The organism is Aquiflexum balticum DSM 16537, from assembly GCF_900176595.1.
Classification (GTDB): domain Bacteria; phylum Bacteroidota; class Bacteroidia; order Cytophagales; family Cyclobacteriaceae; genus Aquiflexum; species Aquiflexum balticum.
In genome coordinates, this window is the sequence record NZ_LT838813.1 from 5,787,394 (window position 1) to 5,812,335 (window position 24,942).

Annotated in this window: 13 protein-coding genes; 4 read left to right on the forward strand and 9 right to left on the reverse strand. The window is 37.2% G+C overall.

Annotated elements, in window-relative coordinates; translation table 11 throughout:
- Positions 1-18 precede the first annotated feature (18 nt).
- The 7 genes from B9A52_RS24585 to B9A52_RS24615 all read right to left on the reverse strand — a co-directional run bounded on the left by B9A52_RS24585 (position 19) and on the right by B9A52_RS24615 (position 8,669).
- A complete protein-coding gene (locus tag B9A52_RS24585) occupies positions 19-876 on the reverse strand; it encodes a polysaccharide deacetylase family protein (protein WP_172805280.1) in 858 nt (285 codons plus the stop codon).
- Between the two features lie 180 nt (positions 877-1,056).
- Complete coding sequence (locus tag B9A52_RS24590; RefSeq protein ID WP_084123205.1) at positions 1,057-2,583, reverse strand: GNAT family N-acetyltransferase; 1,527 nt, start codon at positions 2,581-2,583, stop codon at positions 1,057-1,059.
- A 286-nt stretch (positions 2,584-2,869) separates the two neighbouring features.
- A complete protein-coding gene (locus B9A52_RS24595) occupies positions 2,870-3,970 on the reverse strand; it encodes a glycosyltransferase (RefSeq protein ID WP_084123206.1) in 1,101 nt (366 codons plus the stop codon).
- Between the two features lie 112 nt (positions 3,971-4,082).
- A complete protein-coding gene (locus B9A52_RS24600) occupies positions 4,083-4,997 on the reverse strand; it encodes a hypothetical protein (protein WP_084123207.1) in 915 nt (304 codons plus the stop codon).
- An 11-nt stretch (positions 4,998-5,008) separates the two neighbouring features.
- On the reverse strand, positions 5,009-6,217 hold the full coding sequence (locus B9A52_RS24605; protein WP_317045528.1) for an MBOAT family O-acyltransferase: 1,209 nt from the start codon (positions 6,215-6,217) through the stop codon (positions 5,009-5,011).
- A gap of 278 nt (positions 6,218-6,495) precedes the next feature.
- Positions 6,496-7,491 (reverse strand): glycosyltransferase family 4 protein, encoded by a 996-nt coding sequence (locus tag B9A52_RS24610; RefSeq protein WP_084123208.1) that lies wholly within the window; start codon positions 7,489-7,491, stop codon positions 6,496-6,498.
- Between the two features lie 119 nt (positions 7,492-7,610).
- Entirely contained in the window at positions 7,611-8,669 is a 1,059-nt protein-coding gene (locus B9A52_RS24615; RefSeq protein ID WP_084123209.1) for a DUF354 domain-containing protein, read from the reverse strand.
- Positions 8,670-9,348: 679 nt separating this feature from the next.
- Between B9A52_RS24615 and B9A52_RS24620 the strand changes: the two genes are divergently transcribed.
- The 3 genes from B9A52_RS24620 to B9A52_RS24635 all read left to right on the forward strand — a co-directional run bounded on the left by B9A52_RS24620 (position 9,349) and on the right by B9A52_RS24635 (position 19,901).
- On the forward strand, positions 9,349-10,458 hold the full coding sequence (locus B9A52_RS24620) for a glycosyltransferase (RefSeq protein ID WP_084123210.1): 1,110 nt from the start codon (positions 9,349-9,351) through the stop codon (positions 10,456-10,458).
- Positions 10,459-11,055: 597 nt separating this feature from the next.
- Positions 11,056-11,694 (forward strand): glycosyltransferase family 4 protein, encoded by a 639-nt coding sequence (locus B9A52_RS25925; RefSeq protein WP_172805281.1) that lies wholly within the window; start codon positions 11,056-11,058, stop codon positions 11,692-11,694.
- A 548-nt stretch (positions 11,695-12,242) separates the two neighbouring features.
- The gene (locus B9A52_RS24635) at positions 12,243-19,901 is read left to right on the forward strand and encodes a LamG-like jellyroll fold domain-containing protein (protein ID WP_172805282.1); all 7,659 of its coding nucleotides are present in this window, start codon (positions 12,243-12,245) and stop codon (positions 19,899-19,901) included.
- 456 nt (positions 19,902-20,357) lie between these two features.
- Here B9A52_RS24635 and B9A52_RS26630 read toward each other — a convergent pair whose 3' ends face one another.
- Complete coding sequence (locus B9A52_RS26630) at positions 20,358-20,468, reverse strand: hypothetical protein (protein WP_394334865.1); 111 nt, start codon at positions 20,466-20,468, stop codon at positions 20,358-20,360.
- A 23-nt stretch (positions 20,469-20,491) separates the two neighbouring features.
- Positions 20,492-20,809: a hypothetical protein gene (locus B9A52_RS25785; RefSeq protein ID WP_157370290.1), complete on the reverse strand. Its 318-nt coding sequence runs from the start codon at positions 20,807-20,809 to the stop codon at positions 20,492-20,494.
- Positions 20,810-21,287: 478 nt separating this feature from the next.
- Between B9A52_RS25785 and B9A52_RS24645 the strand changes: the two genes are divergently transcribed.
- Entirely contained in the window at positions 21,288-24,842 is a 3,555-nt protein-coding gene (locus tag B9A52_RS24645) for a LamG-like jellyroll fold domain-containing protein (protein WP_084123215.1), read from the forward strand.
- Positions 24,843-24,942 lie beyond the last annotated feature (100 nt).

Here is a 24,942-nt window from a genome sequence, read left to right on the forward strand (position 1 = left end):
TGATTGCAGATTCATTTTTTAAACCCCTTCATTTACCCTATAATACTTTTCTTGTTTACCTTTAATCAGTTGTTTTATTGTATCCCAAGAATTCCCCAGTAAAAGTTTGGTGTAAACAAAAGTAGCAGAACCTTTGGTGACACCCCTTCTTGGAATAGATAATGGATTATCATTTTTGGAAAAATTTTTGCCTTCAGTTGAAAATGCCAATTTGATTTTTTTTTCTTTTAGGATATTAATCTCCCTATTTCCGAAATCGAATTCAGGCATTCCATTTGGGTATGCAAAATATTTAACTTCTTCTCCTAAAATTGCCGAGAGCTGATTTATCGATTCAATGATTTCTATTCGGACAACATCTTCTTTTTCATTTTTTAAAATTGGATGATGCAAAGTATGCGCACCGATACCCACTAAATCTGATGCCTGAAGCTCCTTTAATTGTTCAATGGTAAGACATCTCCTTTCTTTGTCAGGAATTTGATAAATTTTCTTAAAGTTTTTAATTATTTCATGAATTTCGTCAATGGGACAAGATTTTATCAAAGCATTTACTTGCTTGCCATTTACAAATTGAAAATTTGTCCCCTTATATTTATTATAGTATTGAAGCAATTTGACCGGATCGTAACCCTTAATTTCTTGAAACCAAAAATTCTTTCCTGTAATTACTGCTTTAGGTGAAACGAATATGGAAACGGGCACTTGGTATTTCTTTAAAAGTGGAAAAAGGTGTGAATAGACGCTATTGTCCCCATCATCTATCGTAATATGGCAATAGTTTTTACCTTCCAATTTTCCATAATAATAATCTTCAAGCTGTTCGATGCTTATCATTTCAAACTTTTTGGAAAGCATTTTTATAATGTCTTCCATCCATTCCATATTTTGGATAACATGGAAATTGATTATTGTATTGTGCAACTTCATAAATCAGAAAAAAAAAGAGACGATAAATTTTCGAAAAAAAAAGAAATCATGGTTATTTTTGGGTGGTTGAAAAGGTTAATTAAATAATTTTAAGCAAAGAAACAAAAAGATCAATATATTTCCATCTCATTTCTTAATTGCAATCAATAAATTTTTTGAAAAAAATCCTGTTAGAACTTCTTTACCTTTCAGAATGTCTTTCAATACACTGTTATTTTTAAAATTTTTCTCAGTCCATATACAAGCCAATAAATTATTTCCTTTAACCAAAGTTACAAAATGATATCCTGCTTCCAAGCGCTTTAGACTGTCTTCCAAAAACTCCCATCTGCTGAGTTCAAAGGTAAAATCATCAACCATTAGCAAAGTCGAAAGCTCATTGAAATGGTATTGAATTTTACTTTCAAAAAAATCTTTCTCCTCAAATTGATTTAATTTCTCGAAAATTTGAGTTTGAGAAAGCTTTCTGGTAAACAAATGATTTTTCAAATTGAACCATTTATTTTTTAGAGTAGCTGATTTTTTACTGATTTGTACCCCAATTTCCATAGGTCTAATACCTTTTTTCAATAAAAATCGTCTCCAATTACCCCTTAATTTTCTCCGCCAAATTTGATATAAACTAGCACTGATCAACAATTCATATATTTCCTCATGGGTATTGGAAAAACGCTCTTTATAGACATCATATCCTGGAGATAGTTTCAAATTTTGAAACGATTCCTCCTTCAGCATTTGTGCCAATAAGTAAAGGTGCACCAAACCTGGAGAAAATTTCGCATGACTTGGGGAATAAGTAATTAATCCGGCCAAATGAGCTGTTTTTCCAAAATCGTCGAGCATTATCACCGAACCGATCAAATCACCATCCAAATAGAGTATACTCGCATGAAGCACTCCTTTTTTGAACCATTCCAAAAATAATTGTTTATCGATATTTCCATTTGGAAAAGGTATTTTATTGAATGCGGCCCCGTGACGTAAATTGTAGAACAAAAAAATATCACCAAAAGCAGAACTAAGCTCATCAGGGGATTCCAATTTTTTAAATTGGACTTCTCCTGCACGGTTCAGCCTATTAAATTTCGACCTAAAATGTCTTTTCCCAATTATTCTTTTAAAATTTTCCTCTTCAAAGTCTAAAACAGGATTATGGGATTTTTCCAGTGCTGTCATGCTTTTGAAATCTTTATGTTGAGACAAAAAGACATAATCATCTAAATTTGGCAAGGATTTAAGGTTTATGCTACAACCTGGAAACTTCTTGAATATTTGTTTAATTCCAAGCTCCCAAAAAGCTTCCCTAAAATCTGGCAATACCAACCAGGTTTGGTAAAGCGCATAATTATTCCCCGCTCCAAAAAGCATTTTACAGGGTTTCCCTAAGGTATGATCCAATTTTCTTGCTAAAGTTAAGATCCCAACTAATTGGTCAGAAGAAAAGGCCAAAATAAGCAAAGGGGAAAATTCATTTTGATGTTCCAAATACCAAGGAAGTACAAAATCGGGAGACTGAAAAATTGAGGAATTTTCAAATTGTTGTACGAGAGAAGACCATTTCCTCTGCAAGGATTCTTCATGAAGCAGACGAATGGCCTCTTCTCCATGAAATATTTTTATAACAGTCTCTCTTTTTCTATCTCTACTATTCATAAGATTTTTTCATCAAAAAAACAAAGCAAATGAGATTAGCTGATGTTTTTCGGCTTTTAAGTTTGTTTTTCAAATATCCCCATGGATGCGATAGAAGTTTATTTTAAATCAAGGCAATAAGAAAGTATAAATATATTTCTAACAAAATTCAGTCTTAAAATTCAATTATTCTCATTCTTCAATCCTTATAGTTTTTTTAAAATCTTTATCTAAATATATATCGATGGAGACATTACTCTTCTAGATTTAGCTTATTATCAGTTGAAAATAAATATAAAAGATAAATCTACCTTAACAATGAATGATAAACTGTTTCAAATTCTTGACCCATTCTTTCCAAAGAAAACTCACTTTTAATTCTTTCTTCCGATCTTCTACCCATTTCCATCATTTTATTCGGATCATTTAGTAGCTTATTGATCATCTCTGCTATTTCCTCTGGTGATTCATCACTGACCAAGTAGCCATTGTAATTATTTTGAATGATCTCCTTTGTACCTCCAGCATCATTGGCAATAACTGGTCTTCCCAGAGTCATATATTCCAAAATTGAATTAGAAAGACCTTCACCATTGGGTGAAAACAATAATCCCAAATCACAAACATTCACCAGAGCTTCTATTTCCTGACATCCGGGAATTATTTTTAGATTTGGATAATCCTTTGTCAATTCCAAACAATCTTGATAGTACCTTTCATTTTCTTTATCATAGTACCCAACTCCCAAAAAAACTGTATCATCCCGTAATTTATTCAATTCCAAACCAACTTTGAAAAAGCGCAAATAATCTTTGTTTGATGAGAAGGAGGCTACCATAATTAGTGTGAATTTCTTATTTAACCCGTACTTTTTCTTAATTTCATTTTTATTTGGTAAATCCTTGAATCTATCAAAGTTAAGCCCATTATAGATAACTTTCGATTTATGAAGTGGGGGGGTAAAGGCATTGATACCAGCAAACGAATTAGCAAGTACTGCACTTGAAAAATGAAAATTTAGCCTTGATATCAATCTTTCCATAAGAGTGATTTTGGGTGGGGCAGAAGTAATTTGACTATTTACCAATTTGATTTTTTGTTGAAATATAATAGAGTATAAAGCAACCAAAGTTTGCTTGCTTCCCCAAGTGTGGATGATTTGAGGTTTTTCACTTTTCACAATTTCCTTGAATTCTCCAAAAGAGCCTAATTTCAATTTTGGGGATTTTAAAGAAATCCACTTTACATTAAGATCAAAGAAATTCTTAAACAAAACTTCTGATTTTTTAGTCACTAAAACGAGTTCATAATGGTTTTTTGGGGACAGAAAGGTCAATAATTCCAATAGCCGACGCTCTTTTCCACCTGAACCTAAAGTACCGATAAAAAACAAAATTTTTATTTTCATTTTTTTAGTTTGATTTTCAATAATAGAGTATACATATGACCTTAGATTTTCTAAAATTTATTTACAAGGAATTTTTAAGGAAAGAAAATTAAATGTTAATTAATTTCAATAATTATAAATTTTCCGCAATTTCCTTAGCTAAAGCCTGGGAAAACAGCCGCGCTCCCTGTATATTTAAATGGTCTCTATCTTTGTACAACTTGTAATTTGTTATGAATTCAGTATTTGAAGAAAAATCAATCAAATTAATTCCTTTCATACTTTTAAGATAATTCAAGGTAGAGGTTTCTTGCACAATTCTTCCAAAGTCCGGAGAAATACAAATAAATACTTTTGTACCATTTGAATTTAAATCCGAAACAAATTTTTCAAAAAGCTCTACAAATAATGGGCTAAGTTCACTATCACTTTCTTTCACAATTTTCGGTTTTCCTTTTTGTAAAGCCATTGTCCCTGACAAGGGCTTCCATCCCATATCTTCCCTTTTTCCGTCAACTCCCTGAAATACAAAAGGTCTAAGTAAATAATAAAAACTGGAATTAAAAGCATAAAGATCAGATTTGATCATTATATGCTCTGATTTTGAAATTTTATCCAGTATGGGTTGTATTGGTAAATGAGTCTTGTAAAAGGGCCGCAAAAACCCTGCCCTTTCAAATGCTGAGGATCTGTCCTTGGCTTTTAAAAAATCATTTTCCACATTAATAATTACCACTTTAGGTATATGTCTTTTTCCCATCCCAAGGTAAAGTGAATACCAGAAAGGTAGGAATTGCCCCCCTCTTCCTGCGTTCCAGGTAGAAAATCCCAAAGACTCCCTGAATTCATCAGGAACATAATTGGCTTCAGCCCTTGAACTCCCAAAAATCAGTAAGTCTTCAGTTGAACTATCCAAGGTGTAAATGGCCTTATAATACCTGCCATCAGGGGAATTATTAAGAATTCTTCTCAGAATCAATCCCCCACCCCAATCCAACCCAAATAAAAATACTGATAAAATCAATAATTTGATGAATAGTCTTTTCATAAATCTAATACTTAAAACTGAAAATAAATAAATTGACTTTGGTCGAAAACCCCAAAAGATATGATATAAACAATTAATAGGACAATTGAAATTAACCTTACCAAGGCATTTTTATGATACAACAAATTCCAATTCGGCCTGAACTCTTCAATCAAATCATTGATTATTAATACAATTATTCCTAAAACTGAATACAAGAAAATTCCTTTGTCACCAAAATAAAATCCATTACCTTGGAAAAGGATTATTTTTTTTAAAATCACCATTGCACTAGAAACAGATGGCGCCCGAAAAAAAACCCATGCCAAATTTGTCAAAATAAAAACCAATAATACAAGGATACCTTTCGGCAATTTTATTTTGATTGTGTATTTTTCAATCACTTGGTAAAAACCATGGAGAGCTCCCCAAACCAAAAATGTCCAATTTGCTCCATGCCAAAAACCACTAACAAAAAAAGTGAGGAATAAATTAAATCCGGATTTAAACTTACTTACTTTACTTCCCCCAAGGGGGATGTATACATAGTCACGGAACCATGTAGACAAAGAAATATGCCACCTACTCCAGAAAGATTTAAAGGAAGTGGCAAAATAAGGTCGTTTGAAATTTGTCATTAAATCAAAATCAAACATTTTGGCTGTACCAATAGCCATTAAGGAATACCCCGCAAAATCACAATATATTTGAAAAGAAAAGAAAAAAGTTGCCATTGCCAGGGAAATACCTGATTGGGAAACCACATCACTGTAAACCTCGTCGACGAATAGAGATAACCTATCTGCTACAACAACTTTCATAAATAATCCCCATAAAATCATCTTAAGCCCTGTGGATATTTTTTCATATTCAAAAGTTCTTTTGTTAAAAAATTGCGGTAGCAATGTGGAAGCTCGTTCAATTGGACCTGCAACTAATTGAGGAAAAAAACTCACAAAAGTGTAAAATCCAATAATATCCAGGGTAGCAGGAAATTTCTTTTTATAAACATCTATTGTATAACTTAAAGTTTGAAAAGTATAAAAACTAATCCCTACCGGAAGTATGATATTTAATCTGTCGACTTGTAACTTTTGACCGAAAAAAGTAAAAGCATCAACAAAACTTTCCTGGAAGAAATTATAATACTTAAAAAATCCTAAAAACCCTAAGTTTATCAAAATGCTTAGAATCAATAAGGTTTTTCGGCGTTTTGAATTAACTTCTGAGTCGAGCTTCATTCCAATTAGAAAATCTACTGTTGAACTAAATAAAATTAAGCTTAGAAACCTCCAGTCCCACCAACCATAAAAAAAATAACTGGACAAAAGCAATAGAATATTTTGATTTTTCCGACTATTTTTAAGTGGAATCCAATAGAGTAAAAATACTACCGGAAGAAAAATTGCAAACTCGATGGAATTAAATAGCATATAATTTAAATTGATTCCATTAATCCTACCCAATAATAACATATTATCAGGTTTTTATTTTTTTTTAATAGACAAAAAGAGCGTATTCAATCCAAACTATTTGAGGATAACTCTTTATATATTTGTATGATTTTTTCTGCAACGATTTCCTTATCAAAGTTCAATTTCTTAATTCTTTCCCGTCCTTTGATTCTACCCTTGTTTTTGCCAAATTCAATTGCCTTGATAATTTCATTGCTGAATCCCTCAGGGTCATAGGGTGCCATAAAACAGCCTTCTAAATCGGCCGTATTCTCCGCCACATCTCCCACATCGGTGAATACTATAGGGCAATTACATGCAAAAGCTTCTTTGACTACATTGGGGGAACCTTCGTGGAAGGAGGGAATTAACAAAGCAGTAGCAGCACTAAAATAATATTTTAGGTTTTCGCTTTTCTCCTGAAATACCGCATGCAATTCAACCGGATATCCATTTTCTTTTAATTTTTTAACAGCATCTAAGGCAAGGGGATAATTCTTTTCAGGTCTATTGGGCTTTGCCATAAATATAAAATGATCAATCTGGGGATCCCAACCTAGATGATTTAATGCTTCAGCTTTAGGAATTTCTTGGAAAAGTGTGGTATCCACTCCATTGGAAAGAATATATGTAGGCCCTTTTCTCCTCCAAAACATATTTTTCATACTACTATTCATTACTATGACTGATTTATAGACATAAATCCCGAAAAAATGATTGATCCATAGTATGATTTTATTACCAAAACTCATCTTCCCTTTAAGGTCCTTTAGCCCTAATACATCTGTACCCATTAAAGTCACAAGTAAAGGTAGCCTCCCCTTGGCTAGTTGGGCCACGATACAAGAGAATCCAAAATGCGCATGAATCAAATCATAAGAATGTTTTTTAAGGTGTTTTCTCAGTTTGAAAATATTAAAGAAATAACCTCTTATTCCGTTTCCAAAAATCAAAAAACGATCAATTTCAACTCCTTTTTCTTCCAGACTTTTGGCCTGTAATTGGATAATAGGGTTTAAGCCTTTTCCCCTATTGCCACTGGATACAAATAGTACTCTCATGAATCAATAATTTTTTTACTTGATTTAATCCGAATTTGATTTAACAAAAATAGTTTCGTTTCATTGAATTATTATTTTATTAAATTTTTCAAAGAAATGAATATTATCGGAAAATGAAGTTAATTGGACAAAGCCTTTTTTACAAGATCTAAATTTTCTATTGCCTCCATCATAAACTGGGTAGTATCCAATTTGTCAGAAAGTAATTTTTCCCTTTTGGATTTGAATTCTAAATCAAGATGGGGTTTCTGTAACAATTCAATAGCTTTTTCAATTGCCCTTTCCTGATCTACAGGACTTTCGGTGTAATTGTAAACTAAACCATATTCATGTTCTTCTTCATCCGTATATCCCAATCCATTGTCATTCAAAAAAATTGCTGGCGTTCCTAAAACAGCTGCTTCAGAAGTCATTGTCCCACTCTCTCCAAAAAGCATACTACTGTAATAAAGTGCATCATGGATTCTGTGTAGAGGAATCCTGATTTGAAATGGTTTGAGTTTTTCAGGCAATTCCTTTTCAGAAGAAATAAAAACTTTTACCAACTTAGACATTTCTAAAACCGCTTTGGTTTTATTTTCCAAACTTATTCCTGCATGACCAAAATCATGTGCTGCGGCCCAGGAAACAAACCTAACAATTACATATCTTTCACCAGGACTAATCCCTAAGATCTGGAAAATATCGGGATTCGGAGTATAATAATTGGGATGTAAATAGGATAGTTCCATAAAACTATTGAACCTCACCTGTTTTTCACCCAAATCAATACGATAACAGGAAGGGGTGAAGATTTTAGTAGCAAAAGGAACCGTCAATTTATGATGTAATGCCGCATGTTCGGAATCACTGAAAACCAAGGAGGTTTTCCCCAATAATTTGGCGACTTGAGAAGGATAGGGATGCAGGAAATTCAAAAATACATCAGGCTTAAATCTCAATGCTATGGTCAGAAGTTTCAAATCAGCATAGACAAGATATACAAATTTTCCGATTTTGCCCTCCTTTCCTTTACCCCTATTGATAAAGGGAATGTTATAATATTCCAAGAGTTGATGTTCTATTTCTTTATTTCTGGATACCACCAAAATCTGATGACCTTTTTCAGTCATTATTTCATAAAAATTTCGGAAATAGTGGACATGGGCGGGATGATTTATATCAATTAAAATTTTCATTTTTTAAATATTTTACACATAACTTTTTCAAGAATTTTTTATTAAACCAAAAACGATGAAATTTTGGGAATAGGAACAATGAATTCAATAACAAGATCCCTAATTAAATTCTTTAATTTTATACATGAAAAGTAACATTACTCTAAAGAAGTGAAATAAGCGCAGTAAATTTAAAAAAAAAAACAAAATAAGCAATAAAACCTTTTTTCTTAAGATTCATGTCATTTTGAATGCTTGATTAATAAAGGCACAATTACTTTTAACTTGAGTCTTCAAGCTAAATAAATGAAAATCCCCACCCTTTATAATTTTAATATGTAAAGAAATTTTTAAATTTAGGCTTTTTAGAATGAATGATATATTCTTGTAAGAAAAATAAGATCTACAGTAAAAATTATAATATAGTTCATTTCCAAAAAACAATTAATACTAATTTAAAAATTCATAAAAATAATTATGATGTTTTGAGAATTTCAAGATAAAACCCTTAACAAGGTCATCAAACCTTTTCTTTTTACCAATGCCTGGCTCTAAAAATCAAATAGAGTTACAATAATCATTCAGTTCTTTAGAATAATTGGGAATTAGATAAGCAATCAATTGGGCCAAATGGTTACTTTCGAATAGATAACTTTAAAAAAAGGTTAAATAAAATACTTAAATATAATTTTTAGATATCGTGGCAAAATTCTTATTTACCGAAACTGCAGTTATGGAATTAATTGCAACAGAAGGTGGGGCTTCCGGAGGGGCAGCAGTGCAAACATTGATGTGGATGGAAGGACTCCATCACATTGGGCATGAGATTTTTTTGGCAAAAAGGGAAAATGACTTAAGGCCAATTAAACCTGAATACCAAAAATTTCATTTAGTATCGACTTTTAATAGTGAAAAAGGTATAAAGAAAATTCGTTGGGCAACCTATAGATTGCCGAAATTTTACAAAGCCTTAAAGAAAGTTAAACCTGATTTTTTATATGAATCAGTGCCAGGTTGGAATAGTTATATAACTGCACTTTTTTGCAAAATGTTAGGGATCAAACATGTTATCAGAATATCCAATGATAATCTCTTAGATAAAAGGTTAAAAAATACCGCAAGCACCTCACACCAGTTTTTTTTGATTTTAGGCTTAAAATGGTCTGATTATATATTGGCCCAAAATGAGTATCAATTGCGAAAGCTGAAAAAGAAATTTCCCAAAAAGCCAATTGTTAAATTTTACAATCCAATCAAAATTAATCCTGAGTTTCTGAGTGCCAAAAAAGAAATGAAGGGATATTTTACCTGGATTGCTAATTTCCGTTATCAAAAGAATTTAAAATTACTATATCAAATAGCTACTTTGCTTCCTGATGAGGAGTTCAAAATTGCTGGGGTGCCCACTAAACATTATGATGAAGAGTCAAAAAAATATGTAGATAAATTACAAAAATTAGATAATGTTTATTTTATGGGGAAACTTAATAGATCAGAAATTCTGCCTTTTTTAGCAAATGCTAAATTTTTAATCAACACCTCAAGGTATGAAGGTTTTAGCAATACTTTTTTGGAAGCTATGAATTCCGGAACACCAATTATTAGCAGTAACCTAGTCAATCCTGATCAAATAATTGAAAAATACAATTTAGGATTAATCTATACGGATGAAATAGCCCTAATCCAAAAATTAAAGAATCTTGAAATGGAGGATTATCAAAATATGTCTTTTAGTTGTATAAATTATTTAAATCAAAATCATGATCATTTGTTATTAAGTAAAAAGTTAGTGAAATTTTTAAATCATTGAAAAAATTTAAATCACTAAATTTGATGAAACCTTAAAATTGAGGATAATAAAAGATCTTGTGTTAATTAAAACAAAAATTAAGTCACTTAAAAAAATAAACAATCCTTCATGACTAATAGAACAATACTTTTTATTCAAATAGGTTCTTTTTCACATATAAACAAGGCCTTCTTCCAATCCTTAGAAAAGAAATTTCCAGATTACAATATTGAATGCCTTGATCTCAAAATCTTGGTTAAACAAATGAGTTTTAAAGATAAACTTGGGTTTGCTATTAAATCTCTTTTTTCATCTAAAAAAATAATTCGGAATGATTTCAGGGGCTTGAACCAAAAAAGATCCCATTTTTTTAAGCTTAGCAATAGATTAATCCTCAAGGCAACTCAAAAAAAAGTTTATGTATTTTCTATTCAAACCCAATCCAACTTTAATGGCAATTTAGGGTATTGTCCACATTATATCTATACTGACCACACTCATTTGGTGAATTTAAGTTATCCTGGATTTGATACAAGGATTCTAAATTCAAAAAATTGGGTAGAACAGGAAACCAAACTTTATAAGAATGCTACTGGAATTTTTACTATGAGCAATCATGTGAAAAATTCACTAAGAGATCAATATCACATCCAATCTGATAAAGTTAAATGTGTATATGCTGGTTCCAATATATCCTATTCCGATATTTTTTATCCATTAGACAGGTATTCTAATAAAAACATCTTGTTTGTAGGTGTAGATTGGGAAAGAAAAGGAGGTCCTGAGTTATTTGAGGCTTTTAAGTTGGTTTATCAAAAACATCCGGATGTAAAATTGGATATTGTCGGTTGCAGTCCCGAAATCCAACATCCAAATGTTAAAATATGGGGAAAATTGCCTTTAGATCAAGTCAAAAAACATTATGAAACCGCTTCTATATTTTGTATGCCTTCCAAAAGAGAACCTTTTGGCATCGTTTATCTGGAAGCCATGGCCTATAAATTGCCTATTGTTGGGCTAAATATCGGAGCCTTACCTGATTTTGTAGAAGAAGGGAAAAATGGTTTTTTGCTGGATTACAAGGATATTCAGGGGATGGCATCTCAATTGATTTATCTATTAGACAACCCAAAATTGTGTAAAAAAATGGGTGAATATGGTTATCTAAAAATGGAGAAACAATATCAATGGAAAAAATCTGTGACTTCAATTCGTGAATTTATCGAAAATCAAGGGGTATTGGAAAAACTGCGTTAAGTATTTTTTTTGGCTGGAATAATTACAGTCCTTCGGGATTTCTCTTTTTTGGTATGTTCGCTTCAATTTTCAGTTCGGCTTATCTTTACTTCGATAGGATTATAGCCATCTTTTTTAACTGAAAAATAACTCATATCGTGTGAAGAGGGAGGAAATTTTTCAGGCATTCTTTGATAAGAATACAATGCTAACCTGCTTTCGGTTAGCAGATATTCTAAATTTTTATGATAAAAATCATTGAAACACTATGCTTTTCGAAAAACATAAAACTCGATTTCCGATTAAATTAATTTTTGCTCGTTTTTTTTTGTAAATCATAAAACATAATATGTGTTTCATTTTTTTATATTTCAAATAATATTTATAGATTTGACCAAGAATTATCTTTAAACATAAAAGGAAGTTGTAAATAACAAAAAACATCTTCAAAATCAGCCAAAATTATACAGATACAAATGCAAAATTCAATTTCAAAAGGACTTCCGTCTTGTATATATCTCGCATTATAAATTGCCCTTTTATTTTTCTTTCTATTAAATATCATGAATATGAAAAACTTATTCCTGTTTCAATCCATCAAAATCCTTACAGTTTTTGTAGGATTAATGTTGATTACTTCCTTTGAATTAAGAGCCCAAAGCGTGGAATTTGACTTAAGCACTTTGAATTTTAATGGCTTTACCCCCCCCTCTCAGGGGACTTCCCTAAAATTCGGACCTGATAACAGGTTATACCTTGCCAGAAGAAGAGGCGAAATTCAAATTTATAGAATTGAAAATACGGGAAACAATATCTATAGTGTGGTGGACCATGAAATTTTATTTGATGTAAAAAGCATTCCTAATCATGATGATATCGGCACCCCTGCTTGGAATGGCAGATCAGACAGACAGATTACTGGGATAGAAGTTGTCGGCACCCCTGAAAACCCAATCATTTATGTGGGATCGAGTGACCCTACTTGGGGTGGTCCTTCCGGAGATAAGGTCTTGGATACCAATTCAGGGATTATTACCAAATTGACTTGGAATGGCAATTCCTGGGATGTTGTGGATTTGGTTAGAGGGCTTCCAAGGTCTGAAGAAAACCATTCTACCAATGCCGTTGAATTTACCATTATCAACAATAAGCCTTATTTATTGGTAGCTAGTGGAGGGTTTACCAATGCTGGGTCACCCAGCACCAACTTTACCTGGATTACGGAATATGCCCTTTCCGCAGCGCTTTTGAGTATTGATTTGGATGCCATTGAATCTATGCCTATCCAGATAGACCCAAGTTCAGGAAGACAATATAAATATGATATTCCAACACTTGATGATCCTTCCAGGCCAAATCTAAATGGTATTTATGATCCAAATCATCCGGATTACGACGGCATTGATGTAGGAGATCCTTGGGGCGGAAATGATGGGCTAAACATGGCTATGGTGGTGGAGGGCGGACCTGTACAGATATTTTCGGCTGGCTACAGAAATGCTTACGATTTTGTTGTTACAGAGGCTGGAAAAGTTTTTATTACCGATAATGGCCCCAATGCCAATTGGGGTGGATTGCCAGAAAATGAAGGTAATCCATCTACTGTTACAAATAATTATTTAACAGGGGAACCGGGTGGCAATAGTACCAATAAATCTGCAAGTGGAGAGCATGTCAGAAATCAGGATCATATTTTATTGATTACGCAGGACATTCAATCCTATCAGCCAGGCGCTTTTTATGGAGGACATCCAACACCTATTCGGGCTAATCCAGGAGTCCCTTATTCCTTAGGAGCCTCTTTTCCTTTTAATCCGGGAGGAGCGGGCTTGTACACCAAATCCATTGGGGATGATAGCAATTGGACCAATCTTTCCCCATTATACACTCCGAATGAAATTTTCAGAACCCAAGTTTTAGCTCCCATAGCTCCCGGTGAACCCGGTTTTGATGCATATGCCCAAACTACACTTCCAGTGAATTGGCCGCCTGTCCCCTTAATTCTTTCCAATCCTGCAGAAGCCGATTATAGAGATCCCGCATTTGTCAACCCCAATGGACCTCAACCAGAGTTTGTGACCATTTGGAAAAAGAACAGCAATGGAATCGATGAATACAAAGCTTCCAATTTTGGAGGAGCATTAAAAGGGGCCTTGATCGGTGGCAGGAATGAAGGTTTTTTACATTTGGTCAGACTAAACCCTGATGGTTCTTTGCTGTCCTTGGAAGAGGATAAATGGAATTTGAATGGGGGCAATGCATTGGGCATTACCTGTCAGGGAGATGAGGATATATTTCCGGGAACCATTTGGGTAGCAACTTTTGATAATAGGATCAGTATTCTGACTCCTTCCAACAATCCATTTTGTCCCCTACCCGATGATCCATTTTTTGATCCCAATGCAGATTATGACAATGATGGCTTCACCAATCAGGATGAAATTGACAATGGAACGGATTATTGTTCAGGTGCCTCCCGGCCAAACGATTTTGATGGGGATTTTGTCTCTGACCTGAATGATTTGGATGATGATGGAGATGGTATTTGGGATGAATTGGATCCTTTTCAATTGGGAAGCCCCTCAGATTTGCCCATTAATAATGAATTGTTTTCAGATAAAACAGACGAGTTAGGTAGACCATTTGGTTACCGAGGTTTGGGACTAACGGGCTTAATGAACAACGGCGCTCCAAATCCAAACTGGTTAAATTGGTTGGATAAAATTAACGAAGGCCCTCTTCCTGATGATATTTATGGGGGTGCGGCCGGTGCCATACAAATAGCCATGACAGGAGGTACTGCCAATGGTTTGGTAAATAATCAGAAAAAAGGATTCCAATTCGGAGTAAATGTTGGCACCGAGACAGGGGAATTTTTGGTCATTGGAGGGCTTTTAGGCTTTCAGGGGCCGCAGATGTTCTATGATATTGACCATGATGGGGAATTGGGAATTCAAATGGGCGATGGAAGCCAAAGCAATTTCTTGAAATTGGTATTTACCAAGACCGGAATAATGGCTGCTTTGGAAATTGACGATCTTCCTGACCCCAACCCACTCTTACTTCCTTTGGAAGTGGAGGACCGTCCTTTGAGTTCTGAAACGGTAGAGTTTATGTTCCGGGTAAATCCAAATCTTGGAACTGCTGAACCACAGATCAAAATTGGCAATAGACCCATTATCAGTATGGGTACAATTGTCCTTTCAGGAAAAATCCTTGAGGCGGTTCAGGATATAGCTAAACCTTTGGCAATCGGTGTTTATGGAAGTTCTGCGGATGAAACAAAAGAATTCTTATCCATTTATGATTATTTCAAAGTATATGGGGAAAGACCCTTTGTCATAAACCCATTGCTTGATATTACCAGGCAAGTCGGATCTCCACAAAGACAATTTGATCTGAATGATTACTTTGATGACCACAACTTCAGTGGAAATCTGATTTTTACCCTTACCAATACCAATGAGGAAATATCGGCAGTTATTCAAAATAACCAACTGATATTGAATTTTCCGGAAAACCCTGCCTCAGGGACTATCACCATTAAAGCTGCCAATCCAGCTGGATTTTTTATTGAACAGTCATTTGATGTTCAGGTCATCCCAGCGGAGCAAATTGTATTTAGAATAAATGCCGGAGGCGAGGTATTGGAGGGTCAAAATGATTCTCCCAATTGGAGAGCAAACAATGTGGCAGGCAATTATTCGGGAGATGGCTATGCTGTCAATACGGGATTGGTCAACCCAAGTGATTTTACTTATGCAAACAAGCATACTTCGATACCTGAATATATTGATGAAATTACCTTTGCCGGAATTTTTGCCCAAGAAAGGGAAAGTGAAGGAGAGGACAATATGATTTTCAGCATACCTGCTTCCAATAGTATTTACAAGATAAGGTTATACTTTGGGAATAGTGATGCCGGCACTTCAAATATCGGGGACAGGATTTTTGACCTTAAAATTGAAGAGCAAATAGTACAAAGTGACTTTGATTTTATTGAGGTATTTGGACATCAAGTTGGAGGAATGGTTGAATTTCAAATTTCAGTGACGGATTGGTTTTTGAATATTGAATTCATCAAAAAAATCGGAAATCCAGCTGTCAATGCCATAGAAATATTGGATACTACTCCAGCTGAACCCATTGTTATTATCAATCCCATCCCTGATCAAATCAATACCGTGAATGAAAATTTGGCCGGTGACTTACTTTTTACTGCTACAGGCGGAGTGGGTACGCTGCATTATAGTGCCAGCAATTTACCTCCTGGAGTGGATATAGAATCCGTCAATGGCAGACTCTATGGGAAAGTAGATCCAAGCGCTTTACCGAATAGTCCTTATTCTGTCACCCTTTTTGTTACTGATTCCAATAGCCCTGTACCCAATCAAGAGTTTATGACTTTTACCTGGACGATCTTGCCTTTTGATTCATGGAATATTCTTAATGAAGATCAGAATTATTCTGCAAGACATGAAAATGCCTTTGTTCAGGCAGGAGAGGCATTTTATCTGATGGGTGGACGGGGAAATGAAAATTCTCGGACTATCGATATCTATAATTATCAACAAGATTCCTGGAATTCATTGGTCAATATTGCTCCAAAGCAATTTAACCATTTCCAAGCCACTGAATACAAGGGGTATATCTGGGTAATCGGTGCATTTGAAACTAATAATTTCCCGAATGAAGAACCTGCAAGTCATGTATGGATTTTTGATCCCGTCAACCAACAATATTTCCAGGGACCAGAAATTCCAGCAGATCGCAGAAGAGGTTCAGCGGGTCTCGTGGTATATAATGATAAATTTTACATGGTAGCCGGAAACAGATTGGGCCATAACGCTCAATATGTGTCTTACTTTGATGAATTTGATCCTGCAACGGGAGAATGGACAATATTGCCTGATGCACCAAGGCCAAGAGATCACTTCCATGCGACTGTAATTGGGACTAAAATGTATGTAGCTTCTGGCAGGCAAACAGGTGGGATCACTACTTTCGGCCCTGTAATCAGAGAAGTGGATGTTTATGATTTTGAAACCGGCACTTGGTCCACCCTACCCAGCGCTTTGGATATACCTACCCCACGGGCTGGAGCAGTGGTAGCTAATTTTCAAAACAAATTGTTTGTGGCAGGAGGAGAAATCCCGGGTGGAGACAATACCGACGCATTGGATATCACTGAAATCTTTGATCCCCAGGAACAAACATGGACCACAGGACCGAGACTCAACTTCAAGAGACATGGGACACAAGGAATTGTATCAGGAGATGGGCTATTCGTGGCCGCAGGTTCTCCAATCCGTGGCTCTGGAAACCAGAAAAACATGGAGTTTTTTGGATTGAACAACCCACAAGGTACCGCGATTCTAAAAAGTACGCTTTCAGGCCCCGAAATAATTCAGTTGCCCGGTGAAAATGTAAATGTAGAACTCTCTGTCTTAGATGGTAACCAAGGGGTTTTTATCAGAAATATTTCCTTTACGGGAACAGATGCAGCAGAATTCAATCTGGGTGAAATGGATTATTCGGGTGCTTTGATCTTACCCAATACTCTTTTTAACCTTACAATCAATTATTTGGGAACTAAGGGAAATCCGGAAGCAAATTTGTTGGTTGAATTTGGGGTAAATGATGAGCTTTTGATACCTATTGACAAAAATACTTTCAGTGTGGAAAGCTTTACCCTTATCAATCCTGAAAACACACTGGATATTTTGAATTTAGGTCAAGGAAGCATTTTGTTTTTGGATGAATTAGGCAACCAGGCGCTGAATTTTAGGGCAAATACCGACCCTATAGTAGTGGGATCTGTTTTCTTATCCTTAAATGGCCCTGTCAGCCTGTCAAGATTTGATGAGGGAGGTGCTTATACCTTATTATTCAATGAGGGAATCAATCTAGGTATTGGGGAATATACCCTTACCGCTACTCCATACTCCGAACCCGGAGGTGCCGGTACAGCAGGAACTCCACTGTCAATCAATTTTACAGTTATTGCTTCCTCAAGTAATCTGCCTGATATTCCTAGTTTAACTTCTCCGTCAAATGGCGCTATAAACCAACAAACTACAGTCGATTTAGTTTGGACAAGTATTTCAAATGCTGACAGTTATCGCATACAACTTGCCTCTGATATTGAATTTGACAGTGTTATTGCGGAAGAACCCGCTCATCCGACCAATTCCTTTACCACCCCTGAACTTACGGCAAATACCACATATTTCTGGAGGGTGTTGGCTTCAAACGTGGAAGGGGATTCGGACTGGTCCGAAACCCGCAGCTTTACCACAGAGGAAGAATCGGTTGTCAACCCTGACGAAGATCTAGTTGGCCACTGGAAGATGGACGAGGGATCCGGCAATGTACTCATTGACCATTCGGGCAACGGGAACAATGCGACCATTCAGAATACGGCCAATGTATTCTGGGAACCGGGAATAATCGGACTGGCCGTCAACTTCAACAGCTGGTCGGGAAGATACGGAGTGGCGCCCCACAGCCAATCGCTGGAAATAGCAGAGGCCCTCAGCATTGTATCCTGGGTCAAACCAACAAGTGTGGGCAGGAACACCATCATTTCCAAAGCTGACAGAAACGGCTTCGAACTGTGGCTTGACCAGAACGGACAGATCGAGTTCAGACTCAACCGCGGAAACAACGGGGCGGCATACAGGCTTTTGTCAAACTACAACTACACAGGGGATGTGGGAGAATGGATCCATGTGGCGGCAACCTTTGACGGAACCACCAGCAGGATATTCATCAACGGCATTGAGGACATTTCAGCCACCTATGCACCGTTCACCATAGGTACCGCTTCAGGCGATCTCACCATCGGGTCACTGGGAACCGTACAGCGCTTCAACGGTGCCATTGATGACCTCAGGCTCTACGGCAGGGCATTGGACGGATCGGAAATCTTTGGCCTATTTGCCGGAGAAATTCCGTTACCTGTTGTACCGCAGCTTCTTGCCCCTGCCGACGGAAATGCCTCGGTCATTGCTCCTGAAGTACAACTGGCCTGGCTGACCTCAGACTTCGCTGCCGGATACCAGGTACAGCTGGCCACTGACATTGGGTTTGGAAGTATGGTTGCAGATGTGGACAACGGCCCGGATATTATCTTTAATGCCACAGGACTGCTGCCTGAAACCGCCTATTTCTGGCGCGTAAGGGCCTACAACGGTGAGGGCAGTTCGGATTGGTCCGAAACCCGCAGCTTTGCCACCGTAGCGGACGGTCAAGTGCCGGATGGTCCGGTGGGCCACTGGAAGATGGACGAGGGATCCGGCAATGTACTCATTGACCATTCGGGCAACGGGAACAATGCGACCATTCAGAATACGGCCAATGTATTCTGGGAACCGGGAATAATCGGACTGGCCGTCAACTTCAACAGCTGGTCGGGAAGATACGGAGTGGCGCCCCACAGCCAATCGCTGGAAATAGCAGAGGCCCTCAGCATTGTATCCTGGGTCAAACCAAGAAGTGTGGGCAGGAACACCATCATTTCCAAAGCTGACGGAAACGGCTTCGAACTGTGGCTTGACCAGAACGGACAGATCGAGTTCAGACTCAACCGCGGGAACAACGGGGCGGCATACAGGCTTTTGTCCAACTACAACTACACAGGGGATGTGGGAGAATGGATCCATGTGGCGGCAACCTTCGACGGAACCACCAGCAGGATATTCATCAACGGTATTGAGGATATATCAGCCACCTATTCACCGTTTACCATAGGTACCGCTTCAGGCGATCTCACCATCGGCGCACTGGGAACCATACAGCGCTTCAACGGGGCCATCGACGACCTCAGGCTTTACGGAAGGGCACTGGACATTTCGGAAATAACGGATCTTTATACCAATGCGTCCAATATTGCCAGAAAATCAGCAGGTTCGGTCAAAGGACAAATCAATGATGAAGCACAGTTGTCGATAGAAGATCCTGAAAATGATGCAATGTTCGGCTTCAAGATCTATCCGAACCCTGTCGAGGACCGACTCCATATTCATCTGAACAGCAGAGAGGAAATCCCGGTTGATATTGTAGTCTACGATATGATGGGCAGGCAGTATATCAACAGGTCAGCAGTACCGGAAAATGGTGAGATTGTGCTCGATCTTGCGCCGGTAAGGATGGCCGCCGGCACCTATCTGTTGATCCTGGATCAGGGACAGGGCAGGATGAAACAGGTCAAGTTTATCAAGAAATAACAATCGAATTATAAGAAAACCAAAAACGGTCAGCATAATCTGCTGACCGTTTTTTTTTATTTCGTTTGTAATGAACTCAATCCTTATCCAAAACCCTCTAAATGAACCAATAACAGAAAATAATTTAAATACAGTCATTAAAATAAACCATATTGGTGAAAAATGATCAAACTAAAAATCGGAGTTTTCAGAATTAATTCGATTTTTTTGATTCCTTTTTTCTATTTCAAACATAATCTTCTTTTTTAAAGCTCATTAAATAGAATTTAAGAAATCTAAAACTTTTCCTCCAAGTTGAATATGGTCATGGTTTTCCCTAACATAGGAAACACAATCATGTGATTTTTTAATGTAATCATCAATTTGAAGGTTTTCAAGAACAATTTTCAAATCCCGTGCATCATTATAAATATATCCTAAATTAAATTTATCAATTATCCCATCAGGATTAACTCCCTAGGTGGTTAAAATTGGGGTGCCTACTATCATACTTTCATGAAAAGTATTGCTAAAACCTTCATATCGGGAAGTACTCAGCAAAAATTTGGCTTGATTCAAAAATTCCAAAATTTCGTTTCTTGGAATTGAACCTACAACTCAACATTTTTTAATCCTTTCAATTTGTCCAAGTAAAATTCAGTCTCTTCGTCAAGTGGCAACAACGTTTGACCAACGACTTTAACTTTTTCTAAGGGTAAGAGTAAAGCAACTTCAAATAACAACCTTAAATTCTTTTGATACCTAAAATTAGCAACCCAGGCAATATATCCCTCAAACTGAAATTTTGTTTTCAAAAAATCTTTATCTAAAACTATTGGATTAAAAACTTTTGAAATTTTTATTTTTGGAAACCTTTTCTTTAAAATCTCAAATTGAAATACATTTTGCGCCAATACTATATCAGCCATTTTGTAGGATGCATTAATTAGTTTTTTATGATGGAAAGGATATTTTGGATTCAGGGAAAACTCGACCTCAGGATCATTGGCTACTCTGATAATATGCCTAATGCCCAACAATTTACAAATAAGCCCTACATAAAAACCTGACCAGGTGGGAATGGCTGTATAAACATAATCGGGTTTAATCCGCTTGAAAACCAAATACATGCTTGGAAATCTGTAGGAAAACCAAACAAGCCTCTTCTTGAATCGCGAGTATTCAAATAATCGTACAGAAATAATTCGGGAAGCAATCTTGGTTCGAATGGAAATATTGTTCCGGAATGAATTTATAGTAATTGAAGCACTGCTGACAGTTGACCTTGATAGCTAAAAGACCTAATTGGAAAAATATGATTTTATACAAAAAATTCCATATTTTTACTATAAACATATCAAAGTATGCATAATGATCTAATCTATCAAACCATTTCTACAACTAATCATGAAAAAAATTTTAAAATTACTTGTTTTATTTACACTGTTTAGCTCATTCTCTTTCAGTACTTTAACAAAATCCAAGCAAATACCCTACTTATCAGCAAAGTCAATAGATAAAAAAAAGGATGTTATCCTAGAAAATATTTTTAAATATAATAACTCTGAAGCTGATTTTGCTTGTGAATCACAATTCCAAGAAATAAATGGTCTGGTTGTAATGGAAGCAGAAAACCTAACTTATTCATCCAGTTGGACCGTTCAAAATTCCAATGCCGGGTTTACCGGATCAGGTTATCTTGTTTGGTTAGGACCTCAATATTTCTCGGTTCCTGGTAATGGGCTGATAACCACAACTATTTTTATCAATAATCCGGGGATTTATAGATTTCAATTCCGGAGTGCTGTTGGTCGGGGGACTAGGTCTTCTGAACATAATGATACCTGGGTCAGATTTCCAAATGCCAGTGATTTTTTTGCGGAAAAAGATGGTATTAAAATTTTCCCACGAGGTAGCGGAAAAACGCCAACTGCTATGGGATCAGGGTCCGGGGGTTGGTTTAAGGCTTTCGCCAGTAACGTAAATTGGGCGTGGGGTACACAAACTAATGACAATAATGGCTTTCCAATTTTTGTCCAATTTGATTCACCAGGGGAATATATAATGGAATTATCTGCAAGGTCTTCCCATCATCAAATTGATAGAATTATTCTCCATCAAAATGCATCACAACCAACAAGTCTGAATAATTCAGAGACAAAATGTAATCTATCCCCGCAAAATCCAATAAGTGTCACAGGAATCAATATTTCACCAACAGACTTAAGCTTATTGGTGGGAAACAACCAACAGTTTTCCGCCGCTATTTTGCCAAGTAACGCTACAAATAAAACTGTGACATGGTCTTCCTCTGATCCTGATGTTGCTTCGATCAATTCAAATGGGTTAGTTTCGGGGATTTCTGAAGGCACGGCTACTATAAGTGCTATAACTGTAGATGGCAACTTTATTGCTAATTCCACAATCACTGTTTTTCAAAACACCCAGAATTTAAGTGTTGCAGGATTCACATTAATCAATCCAACCAATTCAACTGATATCCTTGAAATTAATGACGGTCTGCAAATATCTCTTGATGAAGTTCAAAATCAAAATTTGAACTTCAGGGTAAATACCAATCCAAGCAGTGTTGGAAGTGTCTTCATATCCTTATCCGGACCCGTTAATGCATCTAGAACTGATAATGGATTTGCATATACCTTATTTAACAATTCTGGAATTAATCTTACTGAAGGAAATTACACCCTAACAGCAATACCGTACACCCAGACCAATAGAGGTGGATTAGCTGGCGACTCCCTTACCCTCCAATTCTCTATTGTAGGTTCAGTTTCTGTTCCTGTATCAGGAATCTCAGTAACTCCTACAAATACGATAATTTTAGCAGGAAATTCACAACAGATTTCAGCTATAGTTTCACCATCAAATGCAACAAATAAAACTATAGTGTGGTCTACTTCCGATGCCTCTATAGCAACAGTAAATCCAAGTGGATTGGTTTTCGGGATAGCCGCAGGATTGGCATCAATTACAGCCCGAACAGAAGATGGGGATTTTTCATCAATATTAAGCGTCACTGTTTCAGAAAAAAATTCTAACCTGGGATTGGTCGGCCATTGGAAAATGGAAGAGGGTTCTGGCAATATATTGATTGACCATACAGGCAACGAAAATGACGCAATCATTCAAAACACATCGGGAATTAACTGGTCGCAAGGTGTAATTGGACTGGCTGTCAACCTTACTGGTCAAAGCGGTAGGTTTGGTATTGCAACCCACAACCCATCACTCCAAATCAACGAAGCTTTAAGCATTGTCTCCTGGGTCAAACCAACAAGTGTTGGCAGGAACACCATCATCTCCAAAGCTGACGGAAACGGCTTCGAACTGTGGCTTGACCAGAACGGACAGATCGAGTTCAGACTCAACCGCGGAAACAACGGTGCGGCATACAGGCTTTTGTCCAACTACAACTACATAGGGGATGTGGGAGAATGGATCCATGTGGCGGCAACCTTCGACGGAACCACCAGCAGGATATTCATCAACGGTATTGAGGACATTTCAGCCACCTATGCACCGTTTACCATAGGTACCGCTTCAGGCGATCTCACCATCGGCGCACTGGGAACCATACAGCGCTTCAACGGGGCCATCGACGACCTCAGGCTCTACGGCAGGGCATTGGACGGATCGGAAATATCGGGCCTCTTTGACGGAGAAATCCCGTTACCTGTTGTACCGCAGCTTCTTGCGCCTGCCGACGGAAATGCCTCGGTCATTGCCCCCGAAGTACAGCTCTCCTGGCTGACCTCAGACTTCGCTGCCGGATACCAGGTACAGCTGGCCACTGACATTGGGTTTGGAAGTATGGTTGCAGATGTGGACAACGGCCCGGATATTATCTTTAATGCCACAGGACTGCTGCCTGAAACCGCCTATTTCTGGCGCGTAAGGGCCTACAACGGTGAGGGCAGTTCGGATTGGTCCGAAACCCGCAGCTTTGCCACCGTAGCGGACGGTCAAGTGCCGGATGGTCCGGTGGGCCACTGGAAGATGGACGAGGGATCCGGCAATGTACTCATTGACCATTCCGGCAACGGGAACAATGCTACCATTCAGAATACGGCCAACGTTTTCTGGGAACCGGGAATAATCGGACTGGCCGTCAACTTCAACAGCTGGTCGGGAAGATACGGAGTGGCGCCCCACAGCCAATCGCTGGAAATAGCAGAGGCCCTCAGCATTGTATCCTGGGTCAAACCAACAAGTGTGGGCAGGAACACCATCATTTCCAAAGCTGACGGAAACGGCTTCGAACTGTGGCTTGACCAGAACGGACAGATCGAGTTCAGACTCAACCGCGGAAACAACGGGGCGGCATACAGGCTTTTGTCAAACTACAACTACACAGGGGATGTGGGAGAATGGATCCATGTGGCGGCAACCTTTGACGGAACCACCAGCAGGATATTCATAAACGGCATTGAGGACATTTCAGCCACCTATGCACCGTTTACCATAGGTAACCCATCAGGCGATCTCACCATCGGGTCACTGGGGACCATACAGCGCTTCAACGGTGCCATTGATGACCTCAGGCTCTACGGCAGGGCATTGGACATTTCTGAAATAACGGATCTTTATACCAATGCGTCCAATATTGCCAGAAAATCAGAAGGTTCGGTCAAAGAACAAATCAATGATGAAGCACAGTTGTCGATAGAAGATCCTGAAAATGATGCAATGTTCGGCTTCAAGATCTATCCGAACCCTGTCGAGGACCGACTCCATATTCAGCTGAACAGCAGAGAGGAAACCACAGTTGGGGTTATGGTGTACGATATGATGGGCAGGCAGTATATCAACAGGTCAGCAGTACCGGAAAATGGCGAGATTGTACTCGATCTTGCACCGGTAAGGATGGCCGCCGGCACCTACCTGTTAATCCTGGATCAGGGATATGGCAGCAAGAAACATATCAAGTTCATTAAAAAATAGATCCAGATTAGTTTAATTTAAAAACCTTCAAAAATTGATTTTTCGAAGGTTTTTAAATTATTAAATACTATTGAAAATTACTGTCATCCGACAAAAACAC